The organism is uncultured Litoreibacter sp. (genome assembly GCF_947501785.1).
Taxonomy (GTDB): domain Bacteria; phylum Pseudomonadota; class Alphaproteobacteria; order Rhodobacterales; family Rhodobacteraceae; genus Litoreibacter.
This window is the reverse complement of record NZ_CANMXB010000001.1, coordinates 2213044-2227576: the sequence shown is the minus strand read 5'-3', so window position 1 is coordinate 2227576 and position 14533 is coordinate 2213044. Positions and strand designations below refer to the sequence as shown.

Genomic DNA, 14533 nt, shown 5'->3' with positions numbered 1-14533 from the left:
GTGGTTTTCTACCTTGTCATTCAACGGACCCGCCGCAAGCGGCTCTCGTCGTAACGGCCTTGCACTAGCGCGACAGTTGCCGCACATGGGCACCTGTTATGATGCTGATTGACACCCTTATCGAAGACCAACGTTGGAATGACGCCAACCTGCATGCCTTTGCGCAGTCAGGGTTTGAGGCGACAGCCGCGACATTGGGGCTTGATCAGAATTTTGAAGTCAGCGTTTTGGGATGCAACGACGCGCGGATCGCTGCCTTAAATGCGGATTTTCGCGGCAAGGCTATGCCTACGAATGTTTTGAGCTGGCCGTCTGAAGATCTCGCCGCAACGGCGCCCGGGGCCGCCCCCCGTTTGCCCGGGGCGGGTAGCACCGAATTGGGTGACATAGCGATTTCTTATGACATCTGCGCGCGCGAGGCCCAGGCGCAGGACAAGCTATTTGAACACCACGTCACCCATTTGTTGGTCCATGGGCTGTTGCATTTGTTGGGTTATGACCACGAAACTGATGAAGATGCGGCGTTGATGGAGACGTTTGAGCGGCGCATACTTGCAAAACTGGGTATTGAAGACCCATACTTATAGAAAGGCAGCCCCGGTTTGGGGCAGTATTTGGAAAAGGATAGATGGGCCAAGATAACGACGCCTCGTCTAGCGCAGCGCTTGGCGCGCAAGACGGAACGAACGACGCCGCAACCCGCAGGCCAGGCCTGTTTGAGCGGCTCACCGGGGTACTTTCCCCGTCCCGAAACCATCCAGTCGGTGTGACAGCTGAAGAGGGCGATTTGGCGCGTGCCGCCACGCCCGGCGTGGGTCTGACAAATCTTCATTCGAAGCGGGTGGAAGATGTTGCAATTCCGCGTGCTGAGATGGTCTCAGTACCTGTGGATATTGCGCTGTCGGAACTGATCACCGTGTTCCGTGAGAGCGGCCTCACCCGGCTGCCTGTTTTCAAAGATACGCTTGATACCCCAATTGGCCTTGTCCACCTGAAGGACCTCGCCTTGAAGCATGGGTTTGTGGGCAAAGGCACCAGCCGCGCGAAGTTCAATCTCAAGCGCTTGGTGCGGGAGGTTTTGTTTGTCCCTCCGTCGATGCCCATCGGGGTGCTGCTGCAAAAGATGCAATCCGGGCGCAAACACATGGCGCTGGTGATTGACGAATATGGCGGGGTGGATGGTCTGGTGACGATCGAAGACCTGATCGAACAGGTGATCGGCGAGATCGAAGACGAGCACGACATCGAAGAGGCCGACACATTCAAGTTGGAGAAAGCCGGTGTGTATCTGGCGCAGTCCCGCGCCCCGCTGGACGAGTTTGAAAACGAGATTGGAATCCGGCTGTCGGATGACGAAATGGATGAAGAGATAGACACGCTTGGCGGGTTGGTTTTCATGCTGACGGGCCGGGTCCCCTCACGCGGCGAGGTTGTGAAGCATTCGTCTGGCGCGGAGTTTGAGATCGTGGACGCCGACCCGAGGCGTATCAAACGCATCCGCGTAAGGATGCCGGGCTACCCCGCAGAATGAATGTCACAATGCCGGAAGGCCGGTGGGCAACTGCCGGCCTCGCCGCATTGTTTGGCGCTTTCGCAGCATTGGGCCAGGCTCCTTGGGGGCTTTGGTATGTTTCTTTAGCAGCGTTTTCGGCGATCTTTTGGTTGCTGTCCCAAGCCCCAACCTGGAGGCGCGCGGCTTGGACCGGATGGTCGGCCGGGGCCGGCTATTTTGCTGTTGCGCTCTTTTGGATCGTGGAGCCATTTCTCGTGGATGTGGCCCGGCATGGCTGGATGGCTCCTTTTGCGCTGACATTCATGGCGGGGGGTTTCGCTCTGTTTTGGGGGTTGGCGTTTGGGGTGGCGCACAGGTTTGGCGGTCGGACGCAGCAGACAGCATTTGGAGTCCTTTTGCTTACGGGGGCCGAACTGCTACGCGGGGTCATTCTGACGGGGTTCCCATGGGCTACAATTGGCCACATATGGACGGACCATCCGATTTTGCAGCTTGCAGCCCTTGGCGGCGCGACCTTGCTGAGCGTCCTGACGCTGACGGTGAGCGCGCTGCCCATAATGTTGCCGAACAGGGTCGTTGGCCTCGTTGGCTCTGCAATTATCTTGGCTGGCGGTTGGGGGTACGGGGCAGCACGGCTGGAGACAGAACTTGATCCTAGCGGCAAGACAGCAAGGTTGATCCAACCGAATGCGACGCAGGAACTCAAATGGGACCCTGAATTTGCTGGCGTATTCTTTGCGCGTCAGCTCGCGATGACATCTGAGCCGTCAGACGAAGATCTGGACCTTATAGTTTGGCCAGAAACGGCGGTGTACACTTTGCTGGATCGCGCGGAGCTGGCCTTTGAGGCGATAGCCGGTGCGGCGGATGGCTCACCGGTCATCTTTGGCGGAAATGACGTGGTAGGCGACACCTACCGCAACAGCCTCGCTTTGATGAATGGCGACGGGGCGGTGATAGATACGTACCACAAGCACCATCTGGTGCCCTTTGGTGAATACGTGCCGCTCGGCGAATTGATGGCCAATCTGGGTATCCGCGGGATGGCGGCACGGGATGGCGGCGGCTTTGGGTCGGGGCCGGGCCCTCGTTTGCTGGAGGTGGACGGCGTCGGCCGCGTACTGCCGCTGATCTGCTACGAGCTGATATTTCCACGCCATCTGCAGACGGCGGAGCGGCCGGACATCATCGTTCAAATCACCAATGATGCGTGGTTTGGCAATATCTCAGGCCCGTACCAGCATCTCGCGCAGGCCCGTTTGAGAGCCGTTGAACAGGGGTTGGGCCTCATTCGTTCTGCAAATACTGGCATTACGGCAGCGATTGACCCATTGGGGCGGATTTTGCGGCAGACCCCTCTCAATGAAGCGGGATATCTGGACGTGGCTATGCCCTCCGCTCTGCCTCCGACGCTTTACGCGCGGACCGGGGACTGGCCGATCGCAATGGTTTTGGCTGCGTTGCTGGCTGGGCTGATTGCCGCACGCATCCGTGAGAGAGATTGACGCCGCGCAGTTGAGCCTTTAGGGCAGTCCAATCTCGCCGCCCCAACGGCTTCCTGACGGGGCGGGTTACATCATACCGGAGCGCTTTTCATGGCCCGCGACAGCTACCTTTTCACCTCGGAATCCGTTTCTGAAGGTCACCCCGACAAAATTTGCGACCGTATTTCGGACGCCATCCTCGATGCGTTCCTGGCAGAAGAAGCCATGGCGCGTGTCGCCTGCGAAACATTTGCGACGACTGATCGGGTAGTCGTCGGCGGCGAAGTGGGCTTGTCCACCCGCGACAAGTTGGACGCCTTCATGGGAGGCGTTGAAGAAATCGTACGCGGATGCGTGAAGGATATCGGCTACGAACAAGAGGGGTTCCATTGGGAAAACCTGAAATTCGAAAACCTTCTGCATCCACAGTCTGCCCATATCGCGCAAGGTGTGGACAATGATGGCGCGGGCGACCAAGGCATCATGTTTGGCTACGCTTGCACCGAGACGCCGGAGCTTATGCCGGCCCCGATCCAGTACTCGCACAAAATCCTGCGCACCCTTGCGGAGGCGCGCCACGCCGGCGAGGTCCCGCAATTGGGTCCAGACGCAAAATCACAGCTGTCCGTTCAGTACGAAGGTGGCAAACCGGTTGGCGTGACGTCGATCGTTCTGTCGACCCAGCATCTGGACGAAAGCATGTCATCTGACGATGTGCGCGCCGTCGTGGAACCCTACATCCGCAAGACCCTGCCGGAGGGCTGGATTTCTGCCGACACCGAGTGGCATGTGAACCCAACCGGCAAATTCGTTATTGGCGGCCCTGACGGCGACGCCGGTTTGACAGGCCGCAAGATTATCGTGGACACCTATGGCGGCGCAGCACCGCATGGCGGCGGCGCGTTCTCCGGCAAAGACCCAACCAAAGTTGACCGCTCGGCGGCTTATGCTGCGCGTTATCTGGCGAAGAACGTTGTTGCGGCCGGCCTGGCTGAGCGCTGCACGATCCAGCTGTCTTATGCGATTGGCGTGGCTAAACCTCTGTCGATCTATTGCAACGCGCATGGAACGGGCACTGTGGATGAGGCGGCCATCGAGGCGGCTGTCGCCGAATGCATGGACCTGACACCGCGCGGCATCATCGAGCATCTGAACCTGCGTCAGCCGATCTATCAGCGCACAGCGGCCTATGGCCACTTTGGCCGTAACCCGGCAGATGATGGCGGTTTCTCCTGGGAGAAGACCGACCTTGTCGATGGCCTCAAGAAGGCGGTCTGACACATCGGCGGGCGACGTCCGCGTAACGCATGAGGAAGGGCGGGGGAAACCCCGCCTTTTGACATTATGAGCGACAAACAAAATTATGGACCCCGGTCGCGTGAACTGAAACGCAACTTTTATGGGCGTCTCAAGGGGCACAATCTCAAGCCACATCAGGCCGCCTGGCTGGATGAAGACCTGCCTCAGCTTAGCCCGGGGCCGATAACCTTTGAGGACAATCCAGACCGCACATTGCTGGACTTGCAGGCGCGATTTGCAGGCAGGCCAATTTGGTTGGAAGTTGGCTTTGGCGCCGGTGAGCACATGCATCACATGGCTGGCCTCAACCCGGATGTCGCTTTCATTGGGTGCGAGCCATATCTCAACGGCGTAGCGATGTTGCTGGGCAAGCTGCGCCGGGATCCGCGCCCAAATGTGTCGGTGCATGCAGGAGACGCCCGCGACCTATTCGATGTGTTGCCTGACGGGTGCGTCGACAAGGCGTTTTTGCTGTATCCCGACCCGTGGCCCAAATCACGCCACCACCGAAGGCGGTTTGTCACGCCCGAACATCTAGGGCCGCTGCACCGGGTCATGAAACCTATGACCGAGTTTCGTGTGGCCACGGATATTCCCGACTACGTCCGCCAAACGATGGAAGAGGTCCCGCGCGCAGGGTTTGAGTGGCAAGGTGAACGACCCGAGGATTGGCGCGAGCACTGGTCCGACTGGGTGTCGACGCGCTATGAGCAAAAAGCACTGCGCGAGGGCAGAACGCCGCACTACATGACCTTCAAACGCAATTGACCTGATTGGGCGCCTTCGGCGCGCATGATGTTTTTGCGTTCGCCACGCAGGCTGGGGGCTCTGCCCCATCGTCGCTGACGCTCCTCCCCCCGGGATATTTAGGGAACATGGAAAGGAAGATGGACCCTTTTGGTGCACTGGTTTATCTGGTGGGCAACGCAGTTACGAAAGCTTTCTTACTATGTCCAGCCATGGCGTCCCCATCCCGATGACCTCGTCCAAGTGCGGCCCCCTGAAGGGCGTGGCCCATGTGCCGGGGGACAAGTCGATTTCGCATCGATCGTTGATCCTTGGGGCGATGAGCGTGGGGGAGACGCGGATCACCGGCTTGCTTGAAGGCCAGGACGTCCTGGACACAGGCAAAGCGATGCGCGCCTTTGGTGCGGGAGTGACCGATCTTGGTGGCGGAGAGTGGGCGGTGCAAGGGGTCGGTGTCGGCGGCTTTGCGGAACCCGAGGGCGTCATTGATTGCGGGAATTCCGGCACGGGTGTGCGGTTGATCATGGGGACGATGGCGACCACACCGATCACCGCGACATTCACCGGCGACGCGTCTTTGAATGGCCGACCGATGGGGCGGATCACCGACCCACTGGCCTTGTTTGGAACCCAGGCTTATGGGCGCAAGGGTGGGCGGTTGCCGCTGACACTGGTCGGTGCAGCGGACCCGGTGCCCGTGCGGTATACGGTGCCGATGCCGTCGGCGCAGGTGAAGTCCGCGGTGCTGCTAGCGGGGCTGAACGCCCCGGGCCAAACCGTGGTGATCGAGAAAGAAGCGACCCGCGACCATACGGAGCGGATGCTCAGCGGTTTTGGCGCAGATATCAGCGTTGAGGAGACAGAGGAAGGCCGCGTCATCACATTGAACGGCCAGCCAGAACTGAAACCACAGACCATTGTGGTGCCGCGTGATCCGTCCTCAGCCGCCTTCCCGGTATGCGCGGCCCTGATTGTCGAGGGCTCGGACGTGCTGGTCCCCAATATCGGTTTGAACCCCACCCGTGCCGGCCTGTTCACGACCTTGCGGGAAATGGGCGCGAACCTGACATATGAAAACGAGCGCGAAGAAGGTGGCGAACCCGTCGCTGACCTGCGGGCCAAGTTTTCCCCTGATATGAAGGGGATCGCGGTTCCGCCAGAGCGCGCCGCATCAATGATTGATGAGTACCCGATACTCTCTGTTGTGGCCTCCTTCGCGGAGGGCCGGACCTACATGGCAGGCGTCAAGGAGCTGCGGGTCAAAGAGAGTGACCGGATTGACGCTATGGCCGTCGGGTTGCGCGCGAACGGGGTTGATGTGGACGAAACGGAAGACAGCTGGACCGTGCATGGGATGGGACCCGGAGGGGTCAAGGGGGGCGCCACGTGTGCGACCCATCTGGATCACCGCATTGCCATGTCCTTCATGTGTCTGGGGATGGCGACGGACCACCCCGTCATGATTGACGATGGCGGGGCGATTGCGACGTCTTTCCCGATATTTGAAGACCTGGTGGGCGGCCTCGGTGCGGATGTGGCGCGACAATAAATGACCGAATGGGGCATCATCAAACGCCTTGCGGTGGTGACCGCCGCGTTGTTGTTGGCCCTGAATTACGTCGCTTTGGTGCGGCTTGGCTTTGCCGGGCAAGTGCCAGACCTAAACCCGCTGGGGGCATCTGTTGCTCAAATTGTGGAGTTCCGCGACGCGCTGGGTTTTGAAGGCAGAACGCTGTTCAATGGAACCTATCGCCCCTTGGACTTTGGGTTTCTACTGTGTCTGACGCTTCTTCTTGTCCTGATTGCGAGGGCGCTTCGCCCTAGACGGTATTGGTGGGTCATCGTCGTTTTCGCGCTCATTTTCGGTGTTGCCGACTTCGTCGAGAACTACTTCTTGGCGGAAATCGTCAACGCAGTGACGCATCAGTTAGACGGAGACTTAGCAAAACACGTCAATCTGGCGACACGGGTAAAGTTTGCCGCGCTGTTGTTGGCCGCGGCAGCTTTGATAACTTGCTGGCGACAAGAAGGAACCCAGGCATGAACAAGTCAGGTAGCTGCCTATGTGGCGCAATAACATACGAGACCAGCGGGGCGCTGCGGCCGGTGGTCGCCTGCCATTGCGCCCAGTGTCGCAAGACCAGCGGAAATTATGTCACCGCAACATCAGTGGCCCGGGATCGCATCACCATAAAGGGGGAACCTGTTTGGTTTGCTTCCTCCGACACCGCGCGGCGGGGGTTTTGCGGCACCTGCGGGTCAAACCTGTTTTGGGACGGCGCAGGGAAGAATATCTCGATCTTCGCGGGGACAATTGATGGGGAGAGCGGCCTGAAGCTGAAAGGGCACATTTTCTGCGCCGATAAGGGAGACTATTACGACATCGCAGATGGGCTGCCGCGTGCCGAACAGGCAGACGCGGATCTGACAACGAAGGTGGAGTGATGTTTACCGTAGCAATCGATGGGCCGGCCGCCGCGGGGAAGGGTACGCTTTCCAAGCGCGTTGCGGCGCATTTCGGGTTTGCGCATCTGGACACCGGATTGATCTACCGGGCGACGGGCGCGCGGGTATTGGGCGGCGAGGACCCGGTCGATGCGGCAAAGACATTGCGGGCTGAGGATTTGGCGCGGGATGATTTGCGCACAACCGAGGTGGCGCAAGCTGCGTCGAAATGTGCGGCCATTGCCGAGGTCCGCGCAGCGCTGGTTGCCTTTCAGAAGGAGTTCGCGGCGCGAGACGGCGGGGCCGTCTTGGACGGGCGCGATATTGGCACGGTCATTTGCCCGCAAGCCAATGTGAAGCTGTTTGTCACGGCCAGCGACGAAATCCGAGCCGAGCGACGGTTTTTAGAGCTGTCTGGCAAGGGGCAAGAGGTGACGCGGGAGGGGGTTTTGAAGGACCTTCGGATCAGGGATCAAAGGGACCGGGACCGGGAGGCGGCGCCATTGGCGGCGGCGGCGGACGCAGTTTTGATTGATACGTCTGATATGGACATTGATGAGGCTGTGGCCGTGGCTATTTCGACGGTTGGAAAGGTCTTCAGACGTCGCTAAGGTATGCGGCGCGCCCAGGTGACTAGGCGCGCCGCTTGTTTTTGGTTTGACCGGCTTAGGCCAGATCGAAGCGATCGAGGTCCATCACCTTGGTCCATGCGGCCACGAAGTCAGTGACGAATTTCTCGCCTGCATCAGAGGACGCGTAGACCTCGGAGATAGCGCGCAGCACCGAGTTGGAGCCGAAGACCAAATCAACGCCCGTTGCTTTCCATTTGGCAGAGCCGTTCTGGTGGCCTTCGTAGACGCCGTTGCCAGCCTCTTTCCACGAGGTGGCCGGGTCGGTCAGGTTGGTGAAGAACGCGTTGTTCAGCACCTCTGGCGTGTCGGTCAGAACGCCGTGGGAGTTGTCACCCGCATTGGCGTTCAGCGCCCGCATGCCGCCGACGAGCACGGTCATTTCCGGCGCGGTCAGTGTCAGAAGTTGCGCGCGGTCGACCAGCACCTCGGCCTCGGGACGTGGGTAGCCCGGCTTGACCCAGTTGCGGAAACCGTCTGCCTTTGGCTCCAGCGCACTGAAAGAATGTGCGTCGGTCATCTCGTCGGTCGCATCAGTGCGGCCGGCGGAGAAGGGCACCGTCACGTCGTGGCCGCCCGCCTTGGCCGCCGCTTCGACCGCCGCCGCACCACCAAGCACGATGAGGTCTGCCATGGAGACCTTCTTGCCGCCGGAGGCCGCGTCGTTGAACGCCACTTGCACAGCTTCGATTTTGGTCAGCGCGTCGGTCAGAGCGGCCGGGTTGTTGACGTCCCAATCCTTTTGCGGGGCCAGACGAAGCCGCCCGCCATTGGCGCCGCCGCGTTTGTCGGAACCACGGAAGGTGGAGGCGGACGCCCAGGCGGTGGTAACCAGCTGGCCGATGGACAGACCGCAATTCAGCAGGTCGGCTTTCAACGATGCCACATCCGCGTCATCGATCAACGGGTGATCCACAGCGGGGATCGGGTCTTGCCACAACTGTGGCTCTGACGGGACCAGCTTGCCCAGGCCCAGCTCGTAGGGGCCCATGTCGCGGTGGGTCAGCTTGTACCATGCTTTGGCGAAGGCATCCGCGAACTCGTCGGGGTTCTCGTGGAACCGTTTGGAGATTTTGTAGTATTCAGGGTCTTCTTTCAAAGCGACGTCAGCGGTGAACATGGTCGGCTTGTGGCGGCGGTTCGGGTCATGCGCGTCCGGTACGGTGCCGTCTGCCGCTGCTTCTTTCGGATACCACTGGTGGCCGCCACCGGAGCCTTTGCCAAGCTCCCATTCGTAGCCCATCAGGTTGTCGAAATAGCCGTTGTCCCATTTGATCGGGTTGTTGGTCCACGCGCCTTCCATGCCGGAGCCGATGGCGTCGACGCCCTTGCCGGAATTGTAGCTGTTGGTCCAGCCGAGACCCATCTGTTCGACCGGTGCACCTTCGGGTTCCGGCCCCATATATTCGTCAGGTACCGTTGCGCCGTGACCTTTGCCGAAAGTGTGGCCGCCAGCGGCGAGCGCCACGGTTTCTTCGTCATTCATCGCCATGCGGGCGAAGGTTTCGCGGATGTCGCGGGCTGATCCAAGCGGGTCAGGCGTGCCGTTTGGTCCTTCGGGGTTCACGTAGATCAGGCCCATCTGCACCGCACCAAGGCCTTCGGCCAGCTCACGGTCGCCGCTGTAGCGCTGGTCGTCCAGCCACTCGGTCTCTGGCCCCCAATAGGTGTCTTCCTCTGGCTCCCAGATGTCCTCGCGGCCACCGGCGAAGCCCATGGTTTTGAAGCCCATGGATTCCAGCGCCACGTTGCCGGTCAGGATGATCAGGTCCGCCCACGAAATTTTGCGGCCATATTTCTGCTTGATCGGCCAAAGCAGGCGCACGGCCTTGTCGAGGTTGACGTTGTCGGGCCAGCTGTTCAGCGGGGCAAAACGGATGTTCCCCGCGCCCGCGCCGCCACGGCCATCCCCGATGCGGTAGGTGCCGGCGCTGTGCCACGCCATGCGGATGAAGAAGGGACCGTAATGGCCATAGTCAGCGGGCCACCAGTCCTGGCTGTCGGTCATCAGCGCATGCAAGTCGGCGATAACGGCATCCAGATCAAGGGTTTTGAATTCTTCCGCATAGTTGAAATCTTCGCCCATCGGGTCGGCAGTAGCGGGGTTCTGGTTCAAAACCTTCAGGTTCAGCTGGTTCGGCCACCAGCCCTGGTTGGCGATGGTGCCTTTTGTTTTCTGGCTATGGGCGCCGCCCATTACTGGGCATTTGCCCGCTGCTTTGTCGTCAAAAGCGCCGTCCATGTAGTTCTCCGATCCTGGCTAGATGTGTTGCTGGTTGCAGCCTTAGATAACGCGACGGTTGCCGCGTCCCCCCAATGGCTGCGCTGAGGCTTGGATATCAAGATATAGCCATTAGATGAAGTTACATTTTCCGATAGTATGTATCGGGTTTTCTAATGAATTTACCCGTTGTAAAGTTCACTTTCTGCCCCGAGATATCCGTTCCATGCGAACCAGTAAGCGACGTGGCCAGCGACCCTTGGCAACCTGGTATCTCCTGAGATCAACGCATCTTCGGTGGCCCTCCAAACGCGGCTATCGTCTGAGGTTAGTTTGCCTGATTTGACTGCGAAGGTGAGGTTCCCGCGCTCATAGGCGCGTACGCTGCGCGCCTTTTCGTCGCCAATGAGTAGCAGGTTGGTGTTACCCATTCCGTCGTTCAGCACCCTGCCACCCATGAAGGATTTCAGCGGCCACGCTTTGGCGCCGCCGAATTGCCGGATGCCGAAGACGTAGTCCTTTTGCTTGTGGCGGCGCTGGTCCACGTTGGTGGGGAACATCAGGTCGTTGGAGCCGAAATATTCGGAATAGACCACGCCCGACCCGTAGTCGCGGCGATGACCGGTATCCAAGGACAGGATCTTGGTGGATGGGTTGCGGTCGCGCCATGCTTTCCACGTGGTGATAACCACCGGACGTTGTTTCAGGGTAATGCCGCTGTCCACCAATGGGCCCACGACCGGCCTGCCCGTGAATTGGTTCCACAACGAGTTGGTTTGGCGATCAAACATCAGCTTGTTGGAGCGGTACAGGAAGCCGGAGGAACCGAAGACCAGCGGCCGCGCGAGGCCTTTGACCTTGGTTTCAAACAAGATGCCCGACCCGCAGAGAGTGCAATAGGCGAGCGCCACTGGCACCCCGCCGATGGTCTCGTTGAACATTTCGTGCCAGCCCATGATCCGCAAAGGGTAGGCGCGCGCGTCGCCGTTGATGGACACTCCGAACACCAGATCGTCGTCGCGCATATAGGTGGCTTGCGCAGCGGCGGTCAGCTTGGGGTTGTCGAGGCTCGGGATGCCATCCTTGCGCACTCCACCCCAGGTGATTTCTTCCAGCCGGATGCGCATCTTGTCCGGGGCGATATAGCGGCGTTTCAGGAAGTCGTCGAAATTGGGGTCGATGCGCAGCATGGTTTCGCGCTTGAAGTTGATGAAGGACGGGTGCGGTCTGACCTGCGGGTTTGCCTCCTGCCAGAGCATCCAATCGAACCAATCGTCACCAGGGTTAGCACCGGTGATGGCCTTCAAGGTCTCGACAATGTCTGCGTTGGACCCATTGGAAAACCGCATTGATTGGATCAATCCCGCCGCCATGTCGGGGTTGCCGCGTTGCTTGATATGCTCAAGTGCGGGGAAAAACAGGCCGGGATCGCCAGACAGGATGTCCAGCATCATCAACCGGTAATCGGGCGCTTGCGCAACGGCCATGCCGGGCAAAACAGTGATCGAGGCCGCGAGGGCCGCGAATTGGCGGCGGGTGAGGGACATGGCGCTCTCCAAACTTGTGAGGATCGCCTCAGTTTGGACCATGCGAACGGGTTTGGCATGTAAACCTTCGGTGAGCCGTGCAGAGGACTTGGGCTGAGCCCCGCTTTTTTCTGCATCTGCGCGGAGCGGCGCCTCGCCGTCGGCAAAACCCCGCCCTCGTCAGCGGCCACCCCGGTTTGTTAGGGGCGGACTGCAGATCATCACATTTTGAAACCAGCAAGCAAAGAGGTGACACATGCCAGCCAACCCACAAACGCTAGACGCAATTGTAGATTTCGTCCGCAACGACCCCGGTTTGCCAGCGAACATTGTGAGCGAGGATATCAACGGCGGCGCAGCTGCGGCGATTTTGATGAACGAGGTCATCATGACCGCCATCGAAGCAACCGGCGTCAATGAAGACGGCCGTTTGACCCCCGATGATCTGCGGGCGATCAGCGACTACATTCGGGCCACCCCGGACCTCTACGCTCGGTTTGTCGAGGGCCACGGCGACGACGAGGGCAACGAGGAAACCGGGTTCCACCTGGTGCAAGGTGACGGCGGAGCTTACCGGTTTCAGGGACGCGACTTCATAGATACAGTGGCGGACGCCATCTACCATGTGGGGTTCGCCTATCAAGACGGACGGTTCCGCAACGAAGACGGCAACGCCAATGAGACGGTGGATGATGTTGCAGGTTGGATGAACTACTTCGTCAATGGCCAAAACGTTGTTTACGGAACCTCCGCCGGAGAAACGCTGCATAGCGGCCATTACAGCTTTGATCTGGCCGCCGCCGCCAACGAGATTTTTGAGGCAGGTGCGGGCAACGACAAAATCTGGGCCGGGGATGGCAATGACACCGTTCATGGTGGCGCGGGCAATGACACCGCAGGTGGCGGCACCGGCAATGACAGGCTGATCGGTGATGGCGGCGATGACCGGCTGTGGGGAGAGGAGGGAAATGACCTTCTGGTCGGCGGGGACGGTAATGACCGGCTTGGCGGCGGTGATGGCAACGACCTTATGTTTGGCGGCACCGGCGTCGACAAAATGAGCGGCGACGCAGGCGATGACCGGATGAGTGGCCAGGGCGGCGCTGATGAGATTTGGGGCAATGATGGCGACGACATAATGTCCGGTGGTGACGGGGCCGATCGCATGGGCGGCGGGGCCGGTGACGACGTTGTCAGGGGCGACGCCGGTAACGACACTCTTTTTGGGAACGAAGGCAAGGACCATATGGTCGGCGGCGTGGGCAATGACACGCTGCACGGCAACGAGGATGATGACGTGCTTCTTGGTCAAAGCGGCGATGACAAGCTTCTTGGCGGCGATGGCACCGACCGGCTGTTGGGCGGACAAGGTCAAGACGAGCTGGTTGGCGGGAACGGGGTCGACGTTTTCATCGGGTGAGCCGGGGCCGACCGGCTTTTGGACTGGGAGGACACCGACAGCGGCGATATTTTCCTGTTCCGCGCCGGCGATAGCGGTGTGGCCGCAGACCAGATGGACGTGATTGAGGGCTTCGATAGCGGGATCGACAAGATCCATTTGAAAGCCTTTGGCGGGCTGGACTTCATCGAGGGCGACACCTTCTCGGGCAATGGGTCGGGTGAGGTGCTGTTCGACGGCGACTTTGTGCAGATTGACGCGAATGGGGACGGCACGGTTGATGCGATGATCGAAGTGAAATGGGTTAACGAACTAGCTGGGAGCGACTTTATCCTGTGACACCCGCCTGCTCACCCCTGCCGCGCGATGTCTGCGGCAGGGGTGAGACTGGCAAGGCCATTCCTTGCGCCGCAAGTGTCGATTTGTTCAGCCATTCCGATCCACATTTGCCAGCTAAGGCGGTTCCATGATACCATGGCCACATTGATTTGACGTGGCAGCTATTGGCCGCCCATATTTTTAGGAATTGATGTGATGGCTTATTTTTACCGCCTGTTACTTGCATTATTGCTGTTTGCCTTGCCGCAAATGTCGTGGGCGCAACCAAGTTTTCGGTGCAGCGGCGACCTCAACCGATCTGAAAAAGCAATCTGTCGCAGCGACGTTGTTTCGGCGATGGACCGGACAATGGCGAAGGCGTTTCGCGACCAGTTTCGTCGGCTGAGCCAGGGCAACCAACGCCGATTGCGGGCGGAACAGGGAGCTTGGCTGAAGTGGCGCAACAGCTGCGGCAGCGACGAAAAATGCCTGCAAAGGCGATACACGCAGCGGATCGCCGACTTGAAACCTCGTGGGGGCCAGCAGGTGCTGCTGCAGGCGCAGGCTGTGACCTTGGCGACGCCTTCGGGCGGCAATGTTCCAGCTGACGTAGTGGTCGACCGGCGCATCCGCAACAACCGCTTTGAGGTTGAATACGGGGATGGCCGCGTGAAGTGGCGCAATCTGAATGGGTCCGGCCAAGGCACTGATTTTCCTGACGGAACTTCGACGCAGCAGCTGCCGTATCAGGTTGAGGCTGACCCGCTGCCGCCTTTTAGCGGGGCGACGGCAGCTTGGGGGGAGCGGGTCGAGGATGATATCCTGCGCGCGATTGATCTGATGCTGCCCGAGGCCGATCGCGGGCCGTATCGTGACCTGTTTGCCGATCAGCCCTATTCCAAACGCATGCTGTCGCATCTGTCGGTGATCATTCACATGGTGGGGAAGTAGG

General features: G+C 59.8%; 14 protein-coding genes and 1 riboswitch. Of the genes, 12 read left to right on the top strand and 2 right to left on the bottom strand.

The genetic code is table 11. The features are described 5' to 3' along the window. Window positions 1-101: 101 nt before the first annotated feature. The 9 genes from ybeY (at window position 102) to Q0899_RS11090 (ending at window position 8099) form a co-directional block, all read left to right on the top strand. Window positions 102-587 (top strand): rRNA maturation RNase YbeY, encoded by a 486-nt coding sequence (ybeY, locus tag Q0899_RS11130; RefSeq protein WP_299195354.1) that lies wholly within the window; start codon window positions 102-104, stop codon window positions 585-587. A gap of 41 nt (window positions 588-628) precedes the next feature. Further along, the gene (locus Q0899_RS11125; protein ID WP_299192840.1) at window positions 629-1531 is read left to right on the top strand and encodes a transporter associated domain-containing protein; all 903 of its coding nucleotides are present in this window, start codon (window positions 629-631) and stop codon (window positions 1529-1531) included. Further along, window positions 1528-3018 (top strand): apolipoprotein N-acyltransferase, encoded by a 1491-nt coding sequence (lnt, locus tag Q0899_RS11120; RefSeq protein ID WP_366941489.1) that lies wholly within the window; start codon window positions 1528-1530, stop codon window positions 3016-3018. Before Q0899_RS11125 ends, lnt begins: the two co-directional genes overlap by 4 nt. 34 nt (window positions 3019-3052) lie before the next feature. Continuing rightward, window positions 3053-3102: riboswitch (SAM-SAH riboswitch) on the top strand. 6 nt (window positions 3103-3108) lie between these two features. Next, entirely contained in the window at window positions 3109-4275 is a 1167-nt protein-coding gene (metK, locus tag Q0899_RS11115; RefSeq protein ID WP_298361993.1) for a methionine adenosyltransferase, read from the top strand. Window positions 4276-4341: 66 nt separating this feature from the next. Then, complete coding sequence (locus Q0899_RS11110; RefSeq protein ID WP_299192837.1) at window positions 4342-5064, top strand: tRNA (guanosine(46)-N(7))-methyltransferase TrmB; 723 nt, start codon at window positions 4342-4344, stop codon at window positions 5062-5064. 181 nt (window positions 5065-5245) lie between these two features. Beyond that, window positions 5246-6592: a 3-phosphoshikimate 1-carboxyvinyltransferase gene (gene aroA / locus Q0899_RS11105; protein ID WP_299192833.1), complete on the top strand. Its 1347-nt coding sequence runs from the start codon at window positions 5246-5248 to the stop codon at window positions 6590-6592. Then, entirely contained in the window at window positions 6593-7087 is a 495-nt protein-coding gene (locus Q0899_RS11100) for a hypothetical protein (protein WP_299192830.1), read from the top strand. It begins immediately after the preceding gene. Further along, a complete protein-coding gene (locus tag Q0899_RS11095) occupies window positions 7084-7488 on the top strand; it encodes a GFA family protein (RefSeq protein ID WP_299192828.1) in 405 nt (134 codons plus the stop codon). Before Q0899_RS11100 ends, Q0899_RS11095 begins: the two co-directional genes overlap by 4 nt. Then, complete coding sequence (locus tag Q0899_RS11090) at window positions 7485-8099, top strand: (d)CMP kinase (protein ID WP_299192826.1); 615 nt, start codon at window positions 7485-7487, stop codon at window positions 8097-8099. The genes Q0899_RS11095 and Q0899_RS11090 overlap by 4 nt, the downstream gene beginning before the upstream one ends. A gap of 55 nt (window positions 8100-8154) precedes the next feature. On the opposite strand, the gene katG is transcribed toward Q0899_RS11090, so the two are convergent. Further along, complete coding sequence (gene katG / locus Q0899_RS11085; RefSeq protein ID WP_299192824.1) at window positions 8155-10359, bottom strand: catalase/peroxidase HPI; 2205 nt, start codon at window positions 10357-10359, stop codon at window positions 8155-8157. Between the two features lie 161 nt (window positions 10360-10520). Then, window positions 10521-11885: a DUF3179 domain-containing protein gene (locus Q0899_RS11080; RefSeq protein WP_299192822.1), complete on the bottom strand. Its 1365-nt coding sequence runs from the start codon at window positions 11883-11885 to the stop codon at window positions 10521-10523. Window positions 11886-12120: 235 nt separating this feature from the next. Here Q0899_RS11080 and Q0899_RS11075 point away from each other — a divergent pair, with 235 nt between their 5' ends. The 3 genes from Q0899_RS11075 to Q0899_RS11065 all read left to right on the top strand — a co-directional run bounded on the left by Q0899_RS11075 (window position 12121) and on the right by Q0899_RS11065 (window position 14532). Then, on the top strand, window positions 12121-13284 hold the full coding sequence (locus Q0899_RS11075; protein ID WP_299192820.1) for a calcium-binding protein: 1164 nt from the start codon (window positions 12121-12123) through the stop codon (window positions 13282-13284). Window positions 13285-13302: 18 nt separating this feature from the next. Continuing rightward, complete coding sequence (locus Q0899_RS11070) at window positions 13303-13602, top strand: hypothetical protein (protein WP_299192818.1); 300 nt, start codon at window positions 13303-13305, stop codon at window positions 13600-13602. A gap of 195 nt (window positions 13603-13797) precedes the next feature. Next, a complete protein-coding gene (locus tag Q0899_RS11065; protein ID WP_366942102.1) occupies window positions 13798-14532 on the top strand; it encodes a lysozyme inhibitor LprI family protein in 735 nt (244 codons plus the stop codon). The last annotated feature ends 1 nt before the right edge of the window (window position 14533 follow it).

What these genes read in the sequence shown, in the direction of transcription:
- ybeY (WP_299195354.1), top strand. Translation starts at nt 102, where the DNA reads ATGCTGATTGACACCCTTATCGAAGACCAACGTTGGAATGACGCCAAC.
- Q0899_RS11125 (WP_299192840.1), top strand. Translation starts at nt 629, where the DNA reads ATGGGCCAAGATAACGACGCCTCGTCTAGCGCAGCGCTTGGCGCGCAA.
- lnt (WP_366941489.1), top strand. Translation starts at nt 1,528, where the DNA reads ATGAATGTCACAATGCCGGAAGGCCGGTGGGCAACTGCCGGCCTCGCC.
- metK (WP_298361993.1), top strand. Translation starts at nt 3,109, where the DNA reads ATGGCCCGCGACAGCTACCTTTTCACCTCGGAATCCGTTTCTGAAGGT.
- Q0899_RS11110 (WP_299192837.1), top strand. Translation starts at nt 4,342, where the DNA reads ATGAGCGACAAACAAAATTATGGACCCCGGTCGCGTGAACTGAAACGC.
- aroA (WP_299192833.1), top strand. Translation starts at nt 5,246, where the DNA reads ATGTCCAGCCATGGCGTCCCCATCCCGATGACCTCGTCCAAGTGCGGC.
- Q0899_RS11100 (WP_299192830.1), top strand. Translation starts at nt 6,593, where the DNA reads ATGACCGAATGGGGCATCATCAAACGCCTTGCGGTGGTGACCGCCGCG.
- Q0899_RS11095 (WP_299192828.1), top strand. Translation starts at nt 7,084, where the DNA reads ATGAACAAGTCAGGTAGCTGCCTATGTGGCGCAATAACATACGAGACC.
- katG (WP_299192824.1), bottom strand. Translation starts at nt 10,359, where the DNA reads ATGGACGGCGCTTTTGACGACAAAGCAGCGGGCAAATGCCCAGTAATG.
- Q0899_RS11080 (WP_299192822.1), bottom strand. Translation starts at nt 11,885, where the DNA reads ATGTCCCTCACCCGCCGCCAATTCGCGGCCCTCGCGGCCTCGATCACT.
- Q0899_RS11075 (WP_299192820.1), top strand. Translation starts at nt 12,121, where the DNA reads ATGCCAGCCAACCCACAAACGCTAGACGCAATTGTAGATTTCGTCCGC.
- Q0899_RS11065 (WP_366942102.1), top strand. Translation starts at nt 13,798, where the DNA reads ATGGCTTATTTTTACCGCCTGTTACTTGCATTATTGCTGTTTGCCTTG.